The sequence below is a fragment of the Kocuria sp. CCUG 69068 genome (assembly GCF_020833785.1).
Lineage (GTDB): Bacteria > Actinomycetota > Actinomycetes > Actinomycetales > Micrococcaceae > Kocuria > Kocuria rosea.
In genome coordinates, this window is sequence record NZ_PDDL01000092.1 from 1 (window position 1) to 13,596 (window position 13,596).

The following is a 13,596-nucleotide window of genomic DNA, read 5'->3' on the forward strand; positions in this document are numbered from 1 at the left end:
TCCTGGCCGTGACCGCCGTCAACGCCGCCGCCAACACCGTCCTGGTGGACCGCCCCGGCCGCTGAGCCGCGACCGCCGCGCACCGGCGCCGCCCGCCCCCGGAAGGGGACGGGCGGCGCCGTCGTCGTCCCGCGTCCCCGGGCCGCACCTCAGTCGCCGACGGCCTCCAGGCCGCGGCGCACGATCAGCGGGTCGGGGGGATAGACCACGTCCGGGTCCTTGTCCTCGTAGTCGAACTGGTCCAGGAAGAAGCGCATCGCGTTGAGCCGGGCGCGCTTCTTGTCGTTGGACTTCACCGTGATCCACGGGGCGTGGTCGGTGTCCGTGCGCAGGAACATCTCCTCCTTCGCCTCGGTGTAGTCCTCCCACCGGTCCAGGGACGCCAGGTCCATGGGCGAGAGCTTCCACCGGCGCACGGGGTCGATCTGGCGGATCGCGAACCGGGTGCGCTGCTCGTGCTGGGTCACGGAGAACCAGAACTTGGTGAGGTGGATGCCGGAGTCCACGAGCATCTTCTCGAAGACGGGCGCCTGGGCCATGAACTGCTCGTACTGCGGGTCCGTGCAGAAGCCCATGACGCGCTCGACGTTGGCGCGGTTGTACCAGGAGCGGTCGAACATCACGATCTCCCCCGCCGTGGGCAGGTGCTGGATGTAGCGCTGGAAGTACCACTGGCCCCGCTCCCGGTCCGAGGGCTTCGTCAGGGCCACCACCCGGGCGGCGCGCGGGTTGAGGTGCTCGGTGAACCGCTTGATCGTCCCGCCCTTGCCGGCGGCGTCCCGGCCCTCGAACACGATGACGTGCTGGAGGTCGTGGTCCTGGCCCCAGTACTGGAACTTCAGCAGCTCGATCTGCAGCTGGTACTTCTCGAGCTCGTACTCCTCGCGCGACAGCCGCTCGTCGTACGGGTAGTCCTCCCGCCAGGTCTCCACGGCCGATCCCCCGGGATCGATGAGATCCGGGTCCGGGGACTGCCCGTCCCGCACCGTGTACCCCTGGTCGACCAGCTTGTCGATGAACTCCCGCAGGTTCTCCCGGGCCGGTTCCTTGTCCGTGTTCAACGCCACCCCTCCTTCCGGGCCCGTCGGGGCCCCCTTCCCGGAAGTCTAGGCCGCGGGCCGGCGGGCGGCGCCGGGGGCCAACACGGCCGGGCCCGGCCCTGCCGCCCGGGCCCGGACTCACTAGACTGGGCGTGCCGGCGCACGTCCGGCCGCCACGCACGCCCCGCCCACCCGGAGGAGACTGTACGGATGAAGATCGGACTGCTGACCAGCGGCGGGGACTGCCCCGGACTCAACGCGGTGATCCGCGGCGCCGTGCTGCACGGGATCAAGACCTACGGCCACGAGTTCGTGGGCTTCCGCGACGGCTGGCGCGGGGTGCTCGAGGGCGACATCATGGACCTGCCCCGCACCCGGGTCCGCGGCCTCGCCCGGGAGGGCGGGACCATCCTCGGCACCTCCCGCACGAACCCCTACTCCGGGCCCGGAGGCGGGCCGGAGAACATCGGGGTGATGCTCGAGCGCCACGCGGTGGACGCGATCGTGGCCATCGGCGGGGAGGGCACCCTGGCCGGCGCCAAGCGCCTGGCCGACGCCGGGCTGCCCGTGGTGGGGGTGCCCAAGACCATCGACAACGACCTGCAGGCCACGGACTACACCTTCGGCTTCGACACGGCCGTGTCCATCGCCACCGACGCCATGGACCGGCTGCGCACCACCGGGGAGTCCCACCACCGGTGCATGGTCGCCGAGGTCATGGGCCGCCACGTCGGGTGGATCGCGCTGCACTCGGGCATGTCCGCCGGCGCGCACGCGGTGCTGATCCCGGAGCAGAAGGTCTCCATGGACCAGGTCTGCGCTTGGGTGCAGGAGGTCTACGACCGCGGCCGCTCCCCGCTGGTGGTCGTCGCGGAGGGGTTCATCCCCGAGGACCGGGAGGACGTGCTCGCAGGGAAGGGCACCGAGGCCGACGGCCGTCCGCGCCTGGGCGGGATCGGGGAGTACGTCACGCAGGAGATCGAGCGCCTCACCGGCATCGAGACCCGCAACACCACGCTCGGGCACATCCAGCGCGGGGGCGCCCCCACGGGCTTCGACCGCGTGCTCGCCACCCGCTTCGGGATGTCCGTGGTCGACCTCGTGCACGAGAAGCAGTGGGGGCGGATGGTCGCCATCCGCGGCACCGACATGGTCCGCGTCGACTTCGCCGAGGCCCTCGAGGGGCTCAAGACCGTTCCCCAGGACCGCTGGGACGAGGCCCGCGTCCTCTTCGGCCGCTGAGGCGGGCGGCGGCCCCGGTCGGTCAGGCCTGCGGGTCCGCGCCGCCCGGGGCCCGGGGCGGACGTCGGTGACGGGAGTCCCGGGGTCCGGCGAGGTCAGGGGCGGGGCCCGCGGAGGAAGCCCGTCTGCCGGCCGACCACCTGCCCGGCGTCCGGCGGCACGACGACCTGCTGCGCCGCGGCCCACCGCTGCTCGCCGTCGGTGACGACGAGCTCGGCGGCGGGATCGACGGTGCGCTTGAGCACGGCCAGGGCGATGGGACCCTGCTCGTGGTGGAGCTGCACGGAGGTGACGCGCCCCACCGTGCGCTCCCCCGCGACCACCTCGGCCCCGGCGGCGGGCAGCGTGTGCTCCGACCCGTCGAGGTCGAGCAGCACCAGCCGGCGGGGCGGGTGCCCGAGGTTGTGCACCCGTGCGACGGTCTCCTGGCCCTTGTAGCAGCCCTTGGCCAGGTGCACGGCGGTGCGCAGGAGGTCGAGCTCGTGCGGGATCGTCCGTTCGTCCGTCTCGGCGCCCAGGCGGGGGCGCCACGCGGCGATCCGCAGCGCCTCGGCGGCCCACGCGCCGGCGAGGGGGAGGTCGAGGGTCAGGGCGTCGAGCTCGTCGCGGGGCACGAGGTGCTCCCACCAGGTGCGCTCCTCGCCGGGGTGGGGCCCGTCGAGGACGGCGTAGCTCCACCCGCCGGGGGCGACGTGGGGCCAGGGGTCCCGCCACACGACCGTGGCGGGCAGGCCGGGCACGGGGCCCGTGGCGCCGAGCACGGCCCACTGCCCGGTGCGGTCCTCGATCTCGACGCGCAGCGCGAAGCGCATGCGCTCGAGCCACGCCACCAGGGCCGCGGTCTCGTCGGCCTCGGTGATCAGCCAGGTGCTGGTGCCGTCGTCCACCACGTGGGGGGCGTGCTCGATCCGCCCCTGCACGGACAGGAAGAGGGTCTCGGTGCTGCGCCCGGCCTCGAGCCCGGTGAGCACCTGGGAGGAGAGGGTGGTGAGCCAGCTGAGCCGGTCGGGCCCGGTGACGGTCACGACGCCCTTGTGGGAGAGGTCCACCACGGTGCCGGGGGTGCGCACGAGGGAGCGCTGCTCGCGCAGCGGGTCGCCGTAGTGGGCGGCCACCCCGCGGTCCAGGCCCTCGGCCTCGACGGCGCCCGGCCGGTGGAGCAGGGGGGAACGGTGCTCGGTCACGGAACTCAGCCGATCTTCCGCAGCTGCGCGGAGGCGTGGGTGGTCAGGGGCTCGCCGAGCGCGGCCATGTCCCAGGCCCAGAACAGGTCGCCGTGGACCAGGCCGTACATGCGGGTCGAGGAGCTGTACTCCTTGGCCCCGCGGGCGCGGATCACGGCGTCGGTGGCGAGGTCGATCCGCGGGCCCTTGATCTGCCCGGCGTAGAGCTCGGCGACGCCGCCGGGGTGGGTCAGGGTCACGAGGACGTCGAAGCCGCCGTCCGCGTTGCGCATCCGCTCCACGTCCTCGGCGCCCTGGAGCACGGGCACGAGGTCCGGCGGGAGCATCCCGGGGCCCACGTCGCCGTCCTCGAGGGTGCGGTCGAGCTGCCAGAAGCCCTGTTCCACGGTGGCCGGGCGCATCGGCTGCCCCTCGTCGTCGAGGAGTGTGGTCTGCGCCCGGTAGTCGAGGAACGGCAGCCCGTTCTGCTCGAAGGTCACGCGCTGCCGGAACGGCCGCTGCTCGACCTCGCCGTAGCCCATGAAGCCGTCGCCCTCCCAGGTGCCCAGCAGCCAGGCGAAGGGGACGAGCTCGGGCAGCAGATCCGAAGGGATCTCGATCGGCACGGGACTAGTGCTGTCCCTTGAACAGTCCGAGGACCACCTTCAGGGAGATCCCGGCGATGAACAGGCCAGAGATGCCGAGCAGGGCGAGGTAGAAGATTTCGAGTGCAAGCATGGCCCTAAACTACCACGGTGCTCACCAGCCGGGCAGTGAACACGGCCCCCACCCCGAGGAACGCCACGGGGGTCACGCCGAGGGCCACGACGCCCCGCTTGGGCGAGCTCTTCGGGGCCGCCGCGATGACGCGCCCGCCCACGAGGGCCACCAGCGCGGCCAGGACGGCGCCGACCACCACGAGCAGGGCGGGGTCCGGGCCCGTGGCCCGGTAGTCGCCGGCCAGGGCGATCCAGCCGGAGGAGCTGACCGCCGCCAGCACGCCCGCCGTGGAGGCGATCGCGGACTCGAGCCGGTGCTCGGCGCCCTCGCCGCGCACCAGCTCCGCCGCGAACACCGTCATGAGGGCCACGCCGACGACGGCGGGCAGCCACACGAGCTGCTGGCCGGGCAGGAACTGCACGAGCAGGGCCGCGGCGACGCCGGCGGCGGTCATGATCACGTTGTGGCGGTGCCTCGCCGCGATGCCGGTGGCCGCCGGCCAGCCGAAGCCGATGACCACGGACATGCCCAGCGCCAGCACCAGCGGCGCGGGCCCGGCGACCGCGACCGCCACGAGGGCCGCCACCAGCACGGCCACGCTGCACGCGGCGATCATGGCGTATCTCATGGTGATCGGGTTCCTGCACTGTCGGGGGTCGGGACCTGCGCCCGGGCGGACACGAGCAACGATAGCGGCTCGCCGCGGGGCGCGGGCGGAGCGCCGGGACCGGGTGCAGGACCGGGAACCGGGCGCGGGGTGCAGGCGGGCACGGGCCGCGGGACGCTCCGGACCGGCGGGGTCGCGGAGCCGGTCGCCCGCCCGGACCTATACTGACAGCTCAGTCCGTACGCCAGAGTGGAGAAGCACGAGTGTTCCAGATCCTGATGCTGACCGACGCGGACGGACCTTCGGCATCGGTGCTCCCGGCCCTCGACCTGCTCAACCACAAGGTCTCGGTCGCCCCGACGCGGACCGTGTCCGGCAGCCTCGACGGCCGGTCCCCGGACGTGGTCCTGCTGGACGGGCGCACCGACCTGATCACCGCCCGCAACCTCGCGCAGCTGCTCACGGCCAAGGGTCTGGCCGCGCCGCTGCTGATGGTTCTCACCGAGGGCGGGATGGCGGCCGTGGCCGCGAACTGGATGGTCGACGACGTCGTGCTCGACACCGCCGGCCCCGCGGAGGTCGAGGCGCGGCTGCGCCTGGCCTCCTCCCGCACGGCCGAGGTCCCCGAGGACGACACCCGCATCCGCGCGGGCTCCGTGGTCATCGACGACGCCGCCTACTCCGCGCACGTCAACGGCCAGCCCCTGAACCTCACCTACAAGGAGTTCGAGCTGCTGAAGTACCTGGCCCAGCACTCGGGGCGGGTCTTCACCCGCGCCCAGCTGCTCAGCGAGGTCTGGGGCTACGACTACTACGGCGGCACCCGCACCGTGGACGTGCACGTGCGGCGCCTGCGCGCCAAGCTGGGTGCGGACCACGAGCACCTGATCACCACGGTGCGTAACGTGGGCTACAGCTTCGCCACGACGCGGGCCCGGGAGGGCTGAGCACCTCCCGACCCGGTCCGTGCGCCCCATCCCGTTCCGCAGGAGGTCCCCATGTCCCGTTCCGTGCCGTACGACCTCGACCGCCCGGACGTCCCGCCGGCCGAGGAGATCGTGGCGCTCGCGTCCCGCGCCGCGGCCGCGGACGGCGACCCGCCGTTCTCCGACCAGACCCTGGTGGACCTGCGCTCGGCGCGCGACGGCCGGGTCCGCACCGTCCTGGCGCGCTCGCGCGAAAGGGAGCTCCTCGGCGCCGCCGTGCGCGTGCCCGAGCCCGACGGCGCCCACCTCGTGGAGCTCGTGGTCGGCCCCTCCCACCGCGGCGCCGGGATCGGCGCGGCGCTGGCCGGCGCCGTGGCCGCCGGGACCACCGGCACGGTGCGCGCCTGGGCGCACGGCGGGCACCCCGCCGCCGCCGCGCTCGCCGCCCGGCACGGCCTGGCCCCCGTGCGGGACCTGCATCGGCTGCTGCGCCCCCTGCGCGGCGCGGCGGACCTGCCCCTCCCGGAGGCGATGCCCGAGGGCTTCCGCCTGCGGGCGTTCGAGCCCGGCCGCGACGAGCAGGAGTGGCTGCGGGTCAACGCGGCCGCCTTCGCCGAGCACCCGGAGCAGGGCAGGATGACCCTCGACGACCTCCGGCAGCGGGAGGCCGAGCCGTGGTTCGACGCCGCCGGCTTCCTGCTCGCCGTCCGGGAGGACGAGCCCGGGACCGTGGCCGGCTTCCACTGGACCAAGGTCCACGCCGCCGACGCCGAGCGCGGTCCCCTCGGCGAGGTGTACGCCGTGGGCGTGGCCCCCGGGCACCAGGGCACGGGGCTGGGCCGGGCGCTGACCGCCGCCGGCGTCAACCACCTCGCCCGGCAGGGGCTCGACGAGGTCATGCTCTACGTGGACGGGGACAACGCCGCCGCGATGCGGCTGTACGAGGCGCTGGGGTTCCGGCCCTGGCACCTCGACGTGATGTACGCCGGCACCCTCCCCGGCTGACCCGCCACCCGATCCTCCCGCGCCCGGACCGCCGGGGCGGGCACGACGAGACAGGACCGTGATGACCACCCACCAGCAGGACAGCCCGCAGTCCGCGCCGGCCCCGAGCGCCCCCGGGGCCCCGGCCGCCGGGTCCGGCACCGCACCCCCCGGGGGCCCCGACGAGCTCCCCGACTCCGCCCGGAGCCACGGGGACCGGGACCGGATCGACGACCCCGTGCCCGCGGCCCGGCAGGTGCTGGAGGGCCGGCACGGGCCCGAGCGCTTCCTGGACCGCGAGGCCAGCTGGGTGGCGTTCAACTCCCGGGTCCTGGAGCTCGCGGAGGACCCGGACCTCTTCCTCCTGGAGCGGGTGCACTTCCTGTCCATCGTGGCCTCCAACCTGGACGAGTTCTTCATGGTCCGGGTGGCCGGGCTCAAGCGGCGCATCGCCACGGGCATCGCCCGGCCGGCCGCCTCCGGGCACTCCCCCGCGGAGCAGATGGCCACCATCGCCGCGCGCGCCCACGAGCTGCAGGAGCGGCACGCGCGGGCCTTCCACGACCTGGTGCGGCCCGAGCTGACCCGGCAGAACATCCACCTGGTCGGCTGGGAGGACCTGGACGCCGCCACCCGGGAGCGGCTCACCGGGGACTTCCACCGGCAGGTGTTCCCCATCCTCACGCCGCTGGCCGTGGACCCGGCCCACCCGTTCCCCTACATCTCCGGGCTGAGCCTCAACCTGGCCGTGATGGTCCGCAACCCGCAGTCGGGCAAGCGGCTGTTCGCCCGCGTGAAGGTCCCGGACCAGCTGCCCCGGCTGCTGTCGGTGGACGGGTCCCGGGCCTCGCGCCTGCCGAACGGCCAGGCCCGGTTCATCCCGCTCGAGGACGTCATCGCCCAGCACCTGGACGACCTGTTCCCCGGGATGGAGGTCGAGGAGCACCAGGTGTTCCGCGTGACCCGCAACGAGGACCTGGAGGTCGAGGAGGACGACGCCGAGAACCTCCTGCAGGCCCTGGAGAAGGAGCTGCTGCGCCGCCGCTTCGGTCCCGCGGTGCGCCTGGAGGTCACGGACAGCATCAGCACGGAGGTGCTCGAGCTGCTCGTCTCCGAGCTGGGCATCGACGAGTCCGAGATCTACCGGCTGCCCGCCCCGCTGGACCTGCGCGGGCTGGGGGTCATCGCCGGCATCGACCGCCCGGAGCTGCACTACGCCCGCCACGTGGCCCACACCTCCCGCTACCTCAACGCCGCGGAGACCGCCAAGGCGGCGGACGTCTTCGCCGCGACCCGGGCCCGGGACGTGCTGCTGCACCACCCCTACGACTCGTTCGCCACGAGCGTCCAGGCCTTCCTGGAGCAGGCCGCCGCGGACCCGAAGGTCCAGGCCATCAAGCAGACCCTGTACCGGACCTCGGGCGACTCCCCCATCGTGGACGCGCTCATCGACGCCGCCGAGGCCGGCAAGCAGGTGCTGGCGCTGGTGGAGATCAAGGCCCGCTTCGACGAGCAGGCCAACATCTCCTGGGCCCGCAAGCTCGAGCAGGCCGGGGTGCACGTGGTCTACGGCATCGTGGGGCTGAAGACCCACTGCAAGCTCTCCCTCGTGGTCCGCCAGGAGGAGCACGGGCTGCGCCGGTACGTGCACATCGGCACCGGCAACTACCATCCCTCCACCGCGCGCTTCTACGAGGACCTGGGGCTGCTCACGTGCGACCCGGAGGTCGGGGAGGACGTCTCCCGGCTCTTCAACCAGCTCTCCGGCTACGCGCCCAAGACCACCTTCCAGCGCCTGCTCGTGGCGCCCCGCTCCGTGCGCTCCGGGCTCGTCGACCTCGTGGAGGCCGAGATCCGCCACCACCGGGCCGGCCGCCCGGCCCGGATCCAGGTCAAGTGCAACTCGATCGTGGACGAGGCCGTGATCGACGCCCTCTACCGGGCCTCGCAGGCCGGGGTGCCCGTGGACGTGGTGGTCCGCGGGATCTGCGCCCTGCGCCCCGGGGTGCCGGGGCTGAGCGAGAACATCCGGGTCCGTTCGGTGCTGGGCCGGTTCCTGGAGCACTCCCGGGTCTTCGCGTTCTGCAACGCCGGCGAGCCCCTCGTCTACATCGGCTCGGCGGACATGATGCACCGCAACCTCGACCGCCGGGTGGAGACCCTGGTGCGGATCACGGACCCCCAGCAGGCGGCCGCGCTCGTGCGGCTGCTGGCCCGCTACGTCTCGGACGCCACGGCCAGCTGGCACCTGGACGCCGAGGGCGTGTGGACCCGCCACCACCGGGACGCCGAGGGGAACCCGCTCGTGGACGTCCAGGAGCACCTGCTGCGCAGCCGGGCCCTCGGCCGGCCGACGATCTAGTCGGCGGTGGAACGGGTCAGCGGTAGCATCGTGGGGGTGCCGCCCGACGGTCCGGACCGCGGGCCCCGGCACGCCCGTGCACCACGGACAGGGGACGAAAGAGGGGCCATGCCCAGGACCGCAGAGAAGACCACCGAGCAGCGCCCGGCCGAGAGCCCCGGCCGGGCGGGCGGCAGGACCGGCACGAGCGGCGCGGCCGGGAGCGGGCGGCCCGCCGACGTGCTCGCGGCCGGGTGCCTGTGCTGGCGCCGGACGGGCGGCGGGCTCGAGGTGCTGGTCATCCATCGGCCGCGCTACGACGACTGGTCCTTCCCCAAGGGCAAGCAGGACGACGGCGAGACGCTGCCCGAGACCGCCCACCGGGAGGTCAGCGAGGAGATCGGCCTGCTGCCGCGCCTGGGCGTGCCCCTGCCCACGATCCGCTACGACGTCAAGGACGGGTGCAAGGACGTGCACTACTGGGCCGCGGAGTTCGGCCCCGGCGCACGGCCCGAGCCCGACGGCAAGGAGGTGGACGCCGTCCGCTGGGTCTCGCCCGAGGACGCGCACCGGATGCTGACCAACCCCTCCGACCGGGAGCCGCTGGCGGCCCTGGTGGACCTGCACGAGCGCGGGGACCTCGCCACGCGCCCGGCGATCGTGGTGCGCCACGCCAAGGCGAAGCCGCGCTCGGCCTGGTCCCGGGCCGAGGGCGACCGGCCGCTGGCCGCGACCGGCAAGCGCCAGGCCCTCGCCGTGACCCGGCTGCTCCGGGCGTGGTCCCCCGAGCGGGTCCTCACTTCCCCCTGGCTGCGCTGCCTGTCCACCGTGGTGCCGTACGCGCGCAAGGCCGGGGTCTCCGTGCGGGAGCGCCCGCAGCTCACGGAGGCCTCGCACAAGCGCCACCCCAAGAAGGCGGCCGCCGTGGCCCAGACCATGTTCGACAAGGACACGCCGGTGGCGCTGTGCACGCACCGCCCGGTGCTGCCCACGGTCCTCAAGGTCATCGCCCGGCACGCGAGCCCAGAGCTCGCCGCGCAGCTGCCGGCCAAGGACCCGTACCTCTCCCCCGGCGAGATGATCGTGCTGCAGGTCTCCCGCCGGCACCGCCGGCGGGTGGTCTCCGTGGAGCTCGTGAAGCCCTTCGACGACTGACCCCCGGCCCGGCGCCGCAGGACCCGCGGCGCACCGTCCCGCAACCGCCGGGACCGCAGCGCACCACCCGCCACGAGCCACCCGCCACGGACCGCCCGGCCCGCCCCGACTTCCCCCGAGGAGACCCGCATGACCGCCCCCGACCCCGTGCCCGCCCCGGTGCCGACGCCCTACGAGGACCTCCTGCGCGAGGTCCTGGAGCAGGGGGTGCACAAGTCCGACCGCACGGGCACCGGGACGCGCAGCGTCTTCGGGCGCCAGATCCGCTTCGACCTGGCGGAGTCCTTCCCGCTGCTGACCACCAAACGGGTGCACTTCCGGTCGGTGGCCCTCGAGCTGCTGTGGTTCCTGCGCGGGGACTCGAACGTGCGGTGGCTGCAGGAGCGCGGTGTGACCATCTGGGACGAGTGGGCGGACCGGGACGGGGAGCTCGGACCCGTCTACGGCGTGCAGTGGAGGTCCTGGCCCACCCCCGGCGGCGGGTCGATCGACCAGATCGCCAAGGTCGTGGAGCAGATCCGCACGAACCCCGACTCCCGGCGCCACGTGGTGACCGCGTGGAACCCCGCCGAGGTGGACGAGATGGCCCTGCCGCCGTGCCACGCCCTGTTCCAGTTCTACGTCGAGCCCCGGAAGGACGGGCCGGGGCGGCTGTCCTGCCAGCTCTACCAGCGCTCCGCGGACATGTTCCTGGGCGTGCCCTTCAACATCGCCTCCTACGCGCTGCTCACCGTCATGATCGCCCAGCAGACCGGCCTGGAGCCCGGGGAGTTCGTCTGGACCGGCGGGGACTGCCACGTCTACGACAACCACGTGGCGCAGGTCCGCGAGCAGCTCTCCCGGGACCCCTACCCCTATCCGCAGCTGCGGCTCGCCCGGCGGCCCGCCACCGTCTTCGACTACGAGCTCGAGGACTTCGAGGTCCTCGACTACCGCCACCACCCCGCGATCAAGGCCCCGGTGGCCGTATGACCGCCGGGACGACCGGGGCGATCGGGGCGATCTGGGCGCAGACCGCCGACGGCGTCATCGGCCGCGCCGGGGCGATGCCCTGGTCGCTGCCGGAGGACATGGCGTTCTTCCGGCGCACGACGACCGGCCACCCCGTGATCATGGGCCGGCGCACGTGGGAGTCCTTCCCGGAGCGCTTCCGGCCCCTGCCCGGACGGACCAACATCGTCATCACCTCCTCCCCCGGCCGGGTGGCCCGGGGCGAGGATCCCGGCGCGGTGCTGACGGCACCCTCGTACGCCGAGGCCGTGCGCCTGGCCCGGACGAGCCCCGGCGCGGAGCGCATCTGGGTGATCGGCGGCGGCGAGGTCTACCGGCAGGCCCTGGCCGACGCCGAGCACCCCGTGACGGAGGCGCTCGTGACCGTCATCGACCTCGACGCGGACGGGGACACACACGCCCCGGTGCTCGACGACGGGTGGGCCACGGAGCCGGTCCTCGGCCCGTCGGTGTCCCGCACGGGCCTGGGCTACCGGATCGAGCGGCGCACGCGCGGCCGGCGGGGACCGGGCGGAGGGACGCCCGGTTCCGGTAGCCCGGCGGCTCCGGTAGCGTGAGCTGCACCACGACCAGGAGGAACACCGTGACCGACCGGCACCCCGACCCCGCGATCCGGGACGACGAGCAGCTGCGCGTCGTGAAGAACACGGACCTCGACCGCTACGAGCTGTGGCGGGGGGAGCAGTTCATCGGCTTCGAGGGCTTCCAGGACCACGAGGACGGCACGGTCGAGCTCCAGCACACCATCATCGGCGAGCAGTTCGGCCGGCAGGGCTACGCGCGCACCCTCGTCACGCTCCTGCTGGACGGCTGCCGGGAGCAGGGCGTCGCGGTGCGCCCCACGTGCACCTACGTCCAGGACTACCTCCACCGCTTCCCGCAGTACGGGGACCTGGTGGTGCCCGGCCTCGAGCTCCCGCCGGCGCAGAAGGTGAAGGAGAAGCGCCGGCGCTGGGCCCTGCACCGCGCCCACTAGACTGGGGGCCATGACTTTTAGCTCGGGTGATTCGGTAGGGTTCGTCGGCTGGCGGGGCATGGTGGGTTCCGTGCTCATGCAGCGCATGCAGGAGGAGGGGGACTTCGGGGGCATCACCCCGGTGTTCTTCTCCACCTCCAGCGCCGGCCGGCCCGCCCCGTCCTTCGCCGGGGACGCCGGCACGCTGCAGGACGCCTACGACCTCGAGACCCTGGCGAAGCTCCCGATCGTCGTCACCGCCCAGGGCGGGGACTACACCAAGGACGTGCACGGGAGGTTGCGCGCCGCCGGCTGGGACGGTCTGTGGATCGACGCGGCGTCGACCCTGCGGATGAACGACGACGCGATCATCGTCCTGGACCCCGTCAACCGGGACGTCATCGACCGCGGTCTCGCGAGCGGCGTCAAGGACTTCGTGGGCGGCAACTGCACGGTCTCCTGCCTGCTCGTGGGTCTCGGCGGGCTGTTCCGCAACGACCTCGTGGAGTGGGCCACGTCGATGACCTACCAGGCCGCCTCCGGCGGCGGGGCCCGGCACATGCGCGAGGTGCTGGCGCAGTTCGGCGCCCTCCACGGCGTCGTCGCGGACGAGCTGGCCGATCCCGCCTCGGCGATCCTGGACATCGACCGCAAGGTGCTCGCCGCCCAGCGCGGCGACGCCCTCGACACCTCGATGTTCGGCGCGCCCCTGTCCGGCTCCCTCATCCCCTGGATCGACGCCGACCTCGGCAACGGACAGTCCCGCGAGGAGTGGAAGTCCGCGGCCGAGACCAACAAGATCCTCGGCCGCACGGACCGGTACGCCCAGGACTGGGTGCCCATGGACGGGCTGTGCGTGCGGATCGCCACGATGCGCTCGCACTCCCAGGCCCTCACGATCAAGCTGCGGGAGGACCTGCCCGTGGACGAGATCGAGCGGATCGTCGACGCCGACAACGAGTGGGCCACCGTGGTGCCCAACACCAAGGAGGACTCGATGCGGGACCTCACCCCCGTGGCGACCTCCGGCACCCTGGACATCCCCGTGGGCCGGATCCGCAAGCTCGCCATGGGGCCGGGCTACATCAGCGCCTTCACGATCGGCGACCAGCTGCTGTGGGGCGCGGCCGAGCCGCTGCGCCGCATGCTGCGCATCGCCACCGGCACCCTGTAGCCGGTGGAGGAGATCTCGATCCCGCCGGGGCTGTCGCTCGACGCGGGCGACGACCGCCCGCCCTCCGAGCAGCTCAGGCACCGCGTCCAGCAGGGCCGCGCGGACGGCACCCTGCCGGCGGGCACCCGGCTCCCACCGGTGCGCCGGCTCGCCGAGGCGCTCGGCCTCGCGGCCGGGACCGTGGCCAAGGCCTACCGCGAGCTCGAGGCCGCCGGCGTGATCGAGACCCGGGGCCGCCGGGGTAGCTTCGTGCGCGCCGCCGACCGGACCGAGGACCT

The 13,596-nt window shown here is 73.7% G+C and carries 14 protein-coding genes; 10 read left to right on the top strand and 4 right to left on the bottom strand.

The window, feature by feature from the left end:
* Nucleotides 1–149: 149 nt before the first annotated feature.
* The gene (ppk2, locus tag CRM73_RS14810; protein ID WP_035924909.1) at nucleotides 150–1,061 is read right to left on the bottom strand and encodes a polyphosphate kinase 2; all 912 of its coding nucleotides are present in this window, start codon (nucleotides 1,059–1,061) and stop codon (nucleotides 150–152) included.
* 189 nt (nucleotides 1,062–1,250) lie between these two features.
* Here ppk2 and CRM73_RS14815 point away from each other — a divergent pair, with 189 nt between their 5' ends.
* On the top strand, nucleotides 1,251–2,282 hold the full coding sequence (locus CRM73_RS14815) for a 6-phosphofructokinase (protein WP_017834233.1): 1,032 nt from the start codon (nucleotides 1,251–1,253) through the stop codon (nucleotides 2,280–2,282).
* Between the two features lie 95 nt (nucleotides 2,283–2,377).
* Here the strand turns inward: CRM73_RS14815 and CRM73_RS14820 are convergent, their stop codons facing one another.
* The 3 genes from CRM73_RS14820 to CRM73_RS14830 all read right to left on the bottom strand — a co-directional run bounded on the left by CRM73_RS14820 (nucleotide 2,378) and on the right by CRM73_RS14830 (nucleotide 4,793).
* Nucleotides 2,378–3,466 carry a folate-binding protein gene (locus tag CRM73_RS14820; protein WP_229588261.1) on the bottom strand — a complete coding sequence of 363 codons (1,089 nt, stop codon included), beginning with the start codon at nucleotides 3,464–3,466 and terminating at the stop codon, nucleotides 2,378–2,380.
* Between the two features lie 5 nt (nucleotides 3,467–3,471).
* Nucleotides 3,472–4,071: an FABP family protein gene (locus CRM73_RS14825; RefSeq protein ID WP_017834235.1), complete on the bottom strand. Its 600-nt coding sequence runs from the start codon at nucleotides 4,069–4,071 to the stop codon at nucleotides 3,472–3,474.
* Nucleotides 4,072–4,187: 116 nt separating this feature from the next.
* Nucleotides 4,188–4,793 carry a hypothetical protein gene (locus CRM73_RS14830; RefSeq protein ID WP_031283389.1) on the bottom strand — a complete coding sequence of 202 codons (606 nt, stop codon included), beginning with the start codon at nucleotides 4,791–4,793 and terminating at the stop codon, nucleotides 4,188–4,190.
* 242 nt (nucleotides 4,794–5,035) lie between these two features.
* On the opposite strand from CRM73_RS14830, the gene CRM73_RS14835 reads away from it, so the two are divergent.
* The 9 genes from CRM73_RS14835 to CRM73_RS14875 form a co-directional block, all read left to right on the top strand.
* On the top strand, nucleotides 5,036–5,719 hold the full coding sequence (locus CRM73_RS14835; RefSeq protein ID WP_017834238.1) for a response regulator transcription factor: 684 nt from the start codon (nucleotides 5,036–5,038) through the stop codon (nucleotides 5,717–5,719).
* A 51-nt stretch (nucleotides 5,720–5,770) separates the two neighbouring features.
* Entirely contained in the window at nucleotides 5,771–6,703 is a 933-nt protein-coding gene (mshD, locus tag CRM73_RS14840; protein WP_229588263.1) for a mycothiol synthase, read from the top strand.
* A 61-nt stretch (nucleotides 6,704–6,764) separates the two neighbouring features.
* Complete coding sequence (locus CRM73_RS14845; protein WP_109222005.1) at nucleotides 6,765–9,044, top strand: RNA degradosome polyphosphate kinase; 2,280 nt, start codon at nucleotides 6,765–6,767, stop codon at nucleotides 9,042–9,044.
* 108 nt (nucleotides 9,045–9,152) lie between these two features.
* Entirely contained in the window at nucleotides 9,153–10,178 is a 1,026-nt protein-coding gene (locus CRM73_RS14850; protein ID WP_017834241.1) for an NUDIX hydrolase, read from the top strand.
* 129 nt (nucleotides 10,179–10,307) lie between these two features.
* Complete coding sequence (locus CRM73_RS14855; RefSeq protein WP_017834242.1) at nucleotides 10,308–11,150, top strand: thymidylate synthase; 843 nt, start codon at nucleotides 10,308–10,310, stop codon at nucleotides 11,148–11,150.
* Nucleotides 11,147–11,746, top strand: a complete 600-nt coding sequence (locus tag CRM73_RS14860) for a dihydrofolate reductase (protein WP_017834243.1) — start codon at nucleotides 11,147–11,149, stop codon at nucleotides 11,744–11,746. Before CRM73_RS14855 ends, CRM73_RS14860 begins: the two co-directional genes overlap by 4 nt.
* Nucleotides 11,747–11,772: 26 nt before the next feature.
* Nucleotides 11,773–12,165, top strand: a complete 393-nt coding sequence (locus tag CRM73_RS14865; RefSeq protein WP_229588265.1) for a GNAT family N-acetyltransferase — start codon at nucleotides 11,773–11,775, stop codon at nucleotides 12,163–12,165.
* Between the two features lie 10 nt (nucleotides 12,166–12,175).
* Nucleotides 12,176–13,318, top strand: a complete 1,143-nt coding sequence (asd, locus tag CRM73_RS14870) for an aspartate-semialdehyde dehydrogenase (protein WP_031283394.1) — start codon at nucleotides 12,176–12,178, stop codon at nucleotides 13,316–13,318.
* Nucleotides 13,319–13,321: 3 nt separating this feature from the next.
* The coding region (locus CRM73_RS14875; protein WP_229588267.1) for a GntR family transcriptional regulator at nucleotides 13,322–13,596 on the top strand (275 nt) is incomplete at its 3' end.

Coding starts and splice junctions, on each gene's coding strand:
- CRM73_RS14815 (WP_017834233.1), top strand. CDS start 1,251: ATGAAGATCGGACTGCTGACCAGCGGCGGGGACTGCCCCGGACTCAAC.
- CRM73_RS14830 (WP_031283389.1), bottom strand. CDS start 4,793: ATGAGATACGCCATGATCGCCGCGTGCAGCGTGGCCGTGCTGGTGGCG.
- CRM73_RS14845 (WP_109222005.1), top strand. CDS start 6,765: ATGACCACCCACCAGCAGGACAGCCCGCAGTCCGCGCCGGCCCCGAGC.
- CRM73_RS14850 (WP_017834241.1), top strand. CDS start 9,153: ATGCCCAGGACCGCAGAGAAGACCACCGAGCAGCGCCCGGCCGAGAGC.
- CRM73_RS14860 (WP_017834243.1), top strand. CDS start 11,147: ATGACCGCCGGGACGACCGGGGCGATCGGGGCGATCTGGGCGCAGACC.
- mshD (WP_229588263.1), top strand. CDS start 5,771: ATGTCCCGTTCCGTGCCGTACGACCTCGACCGCCCGGACGTCCCGCCG.
- CRM73_RS14855 (WP_017834242.1), top strand. CDS start 10,308: ATGACCGCCCCCGACCCCGTGCCCGCCCCGGTGCCGACGCCCTACGAG.
- asd (WP_031283394.1), top strand. CDS start 12,176: ATGACTTTTAGCTCGGGTGATTCGGTAGGGTTCGTCGGCTGGCGGGGC.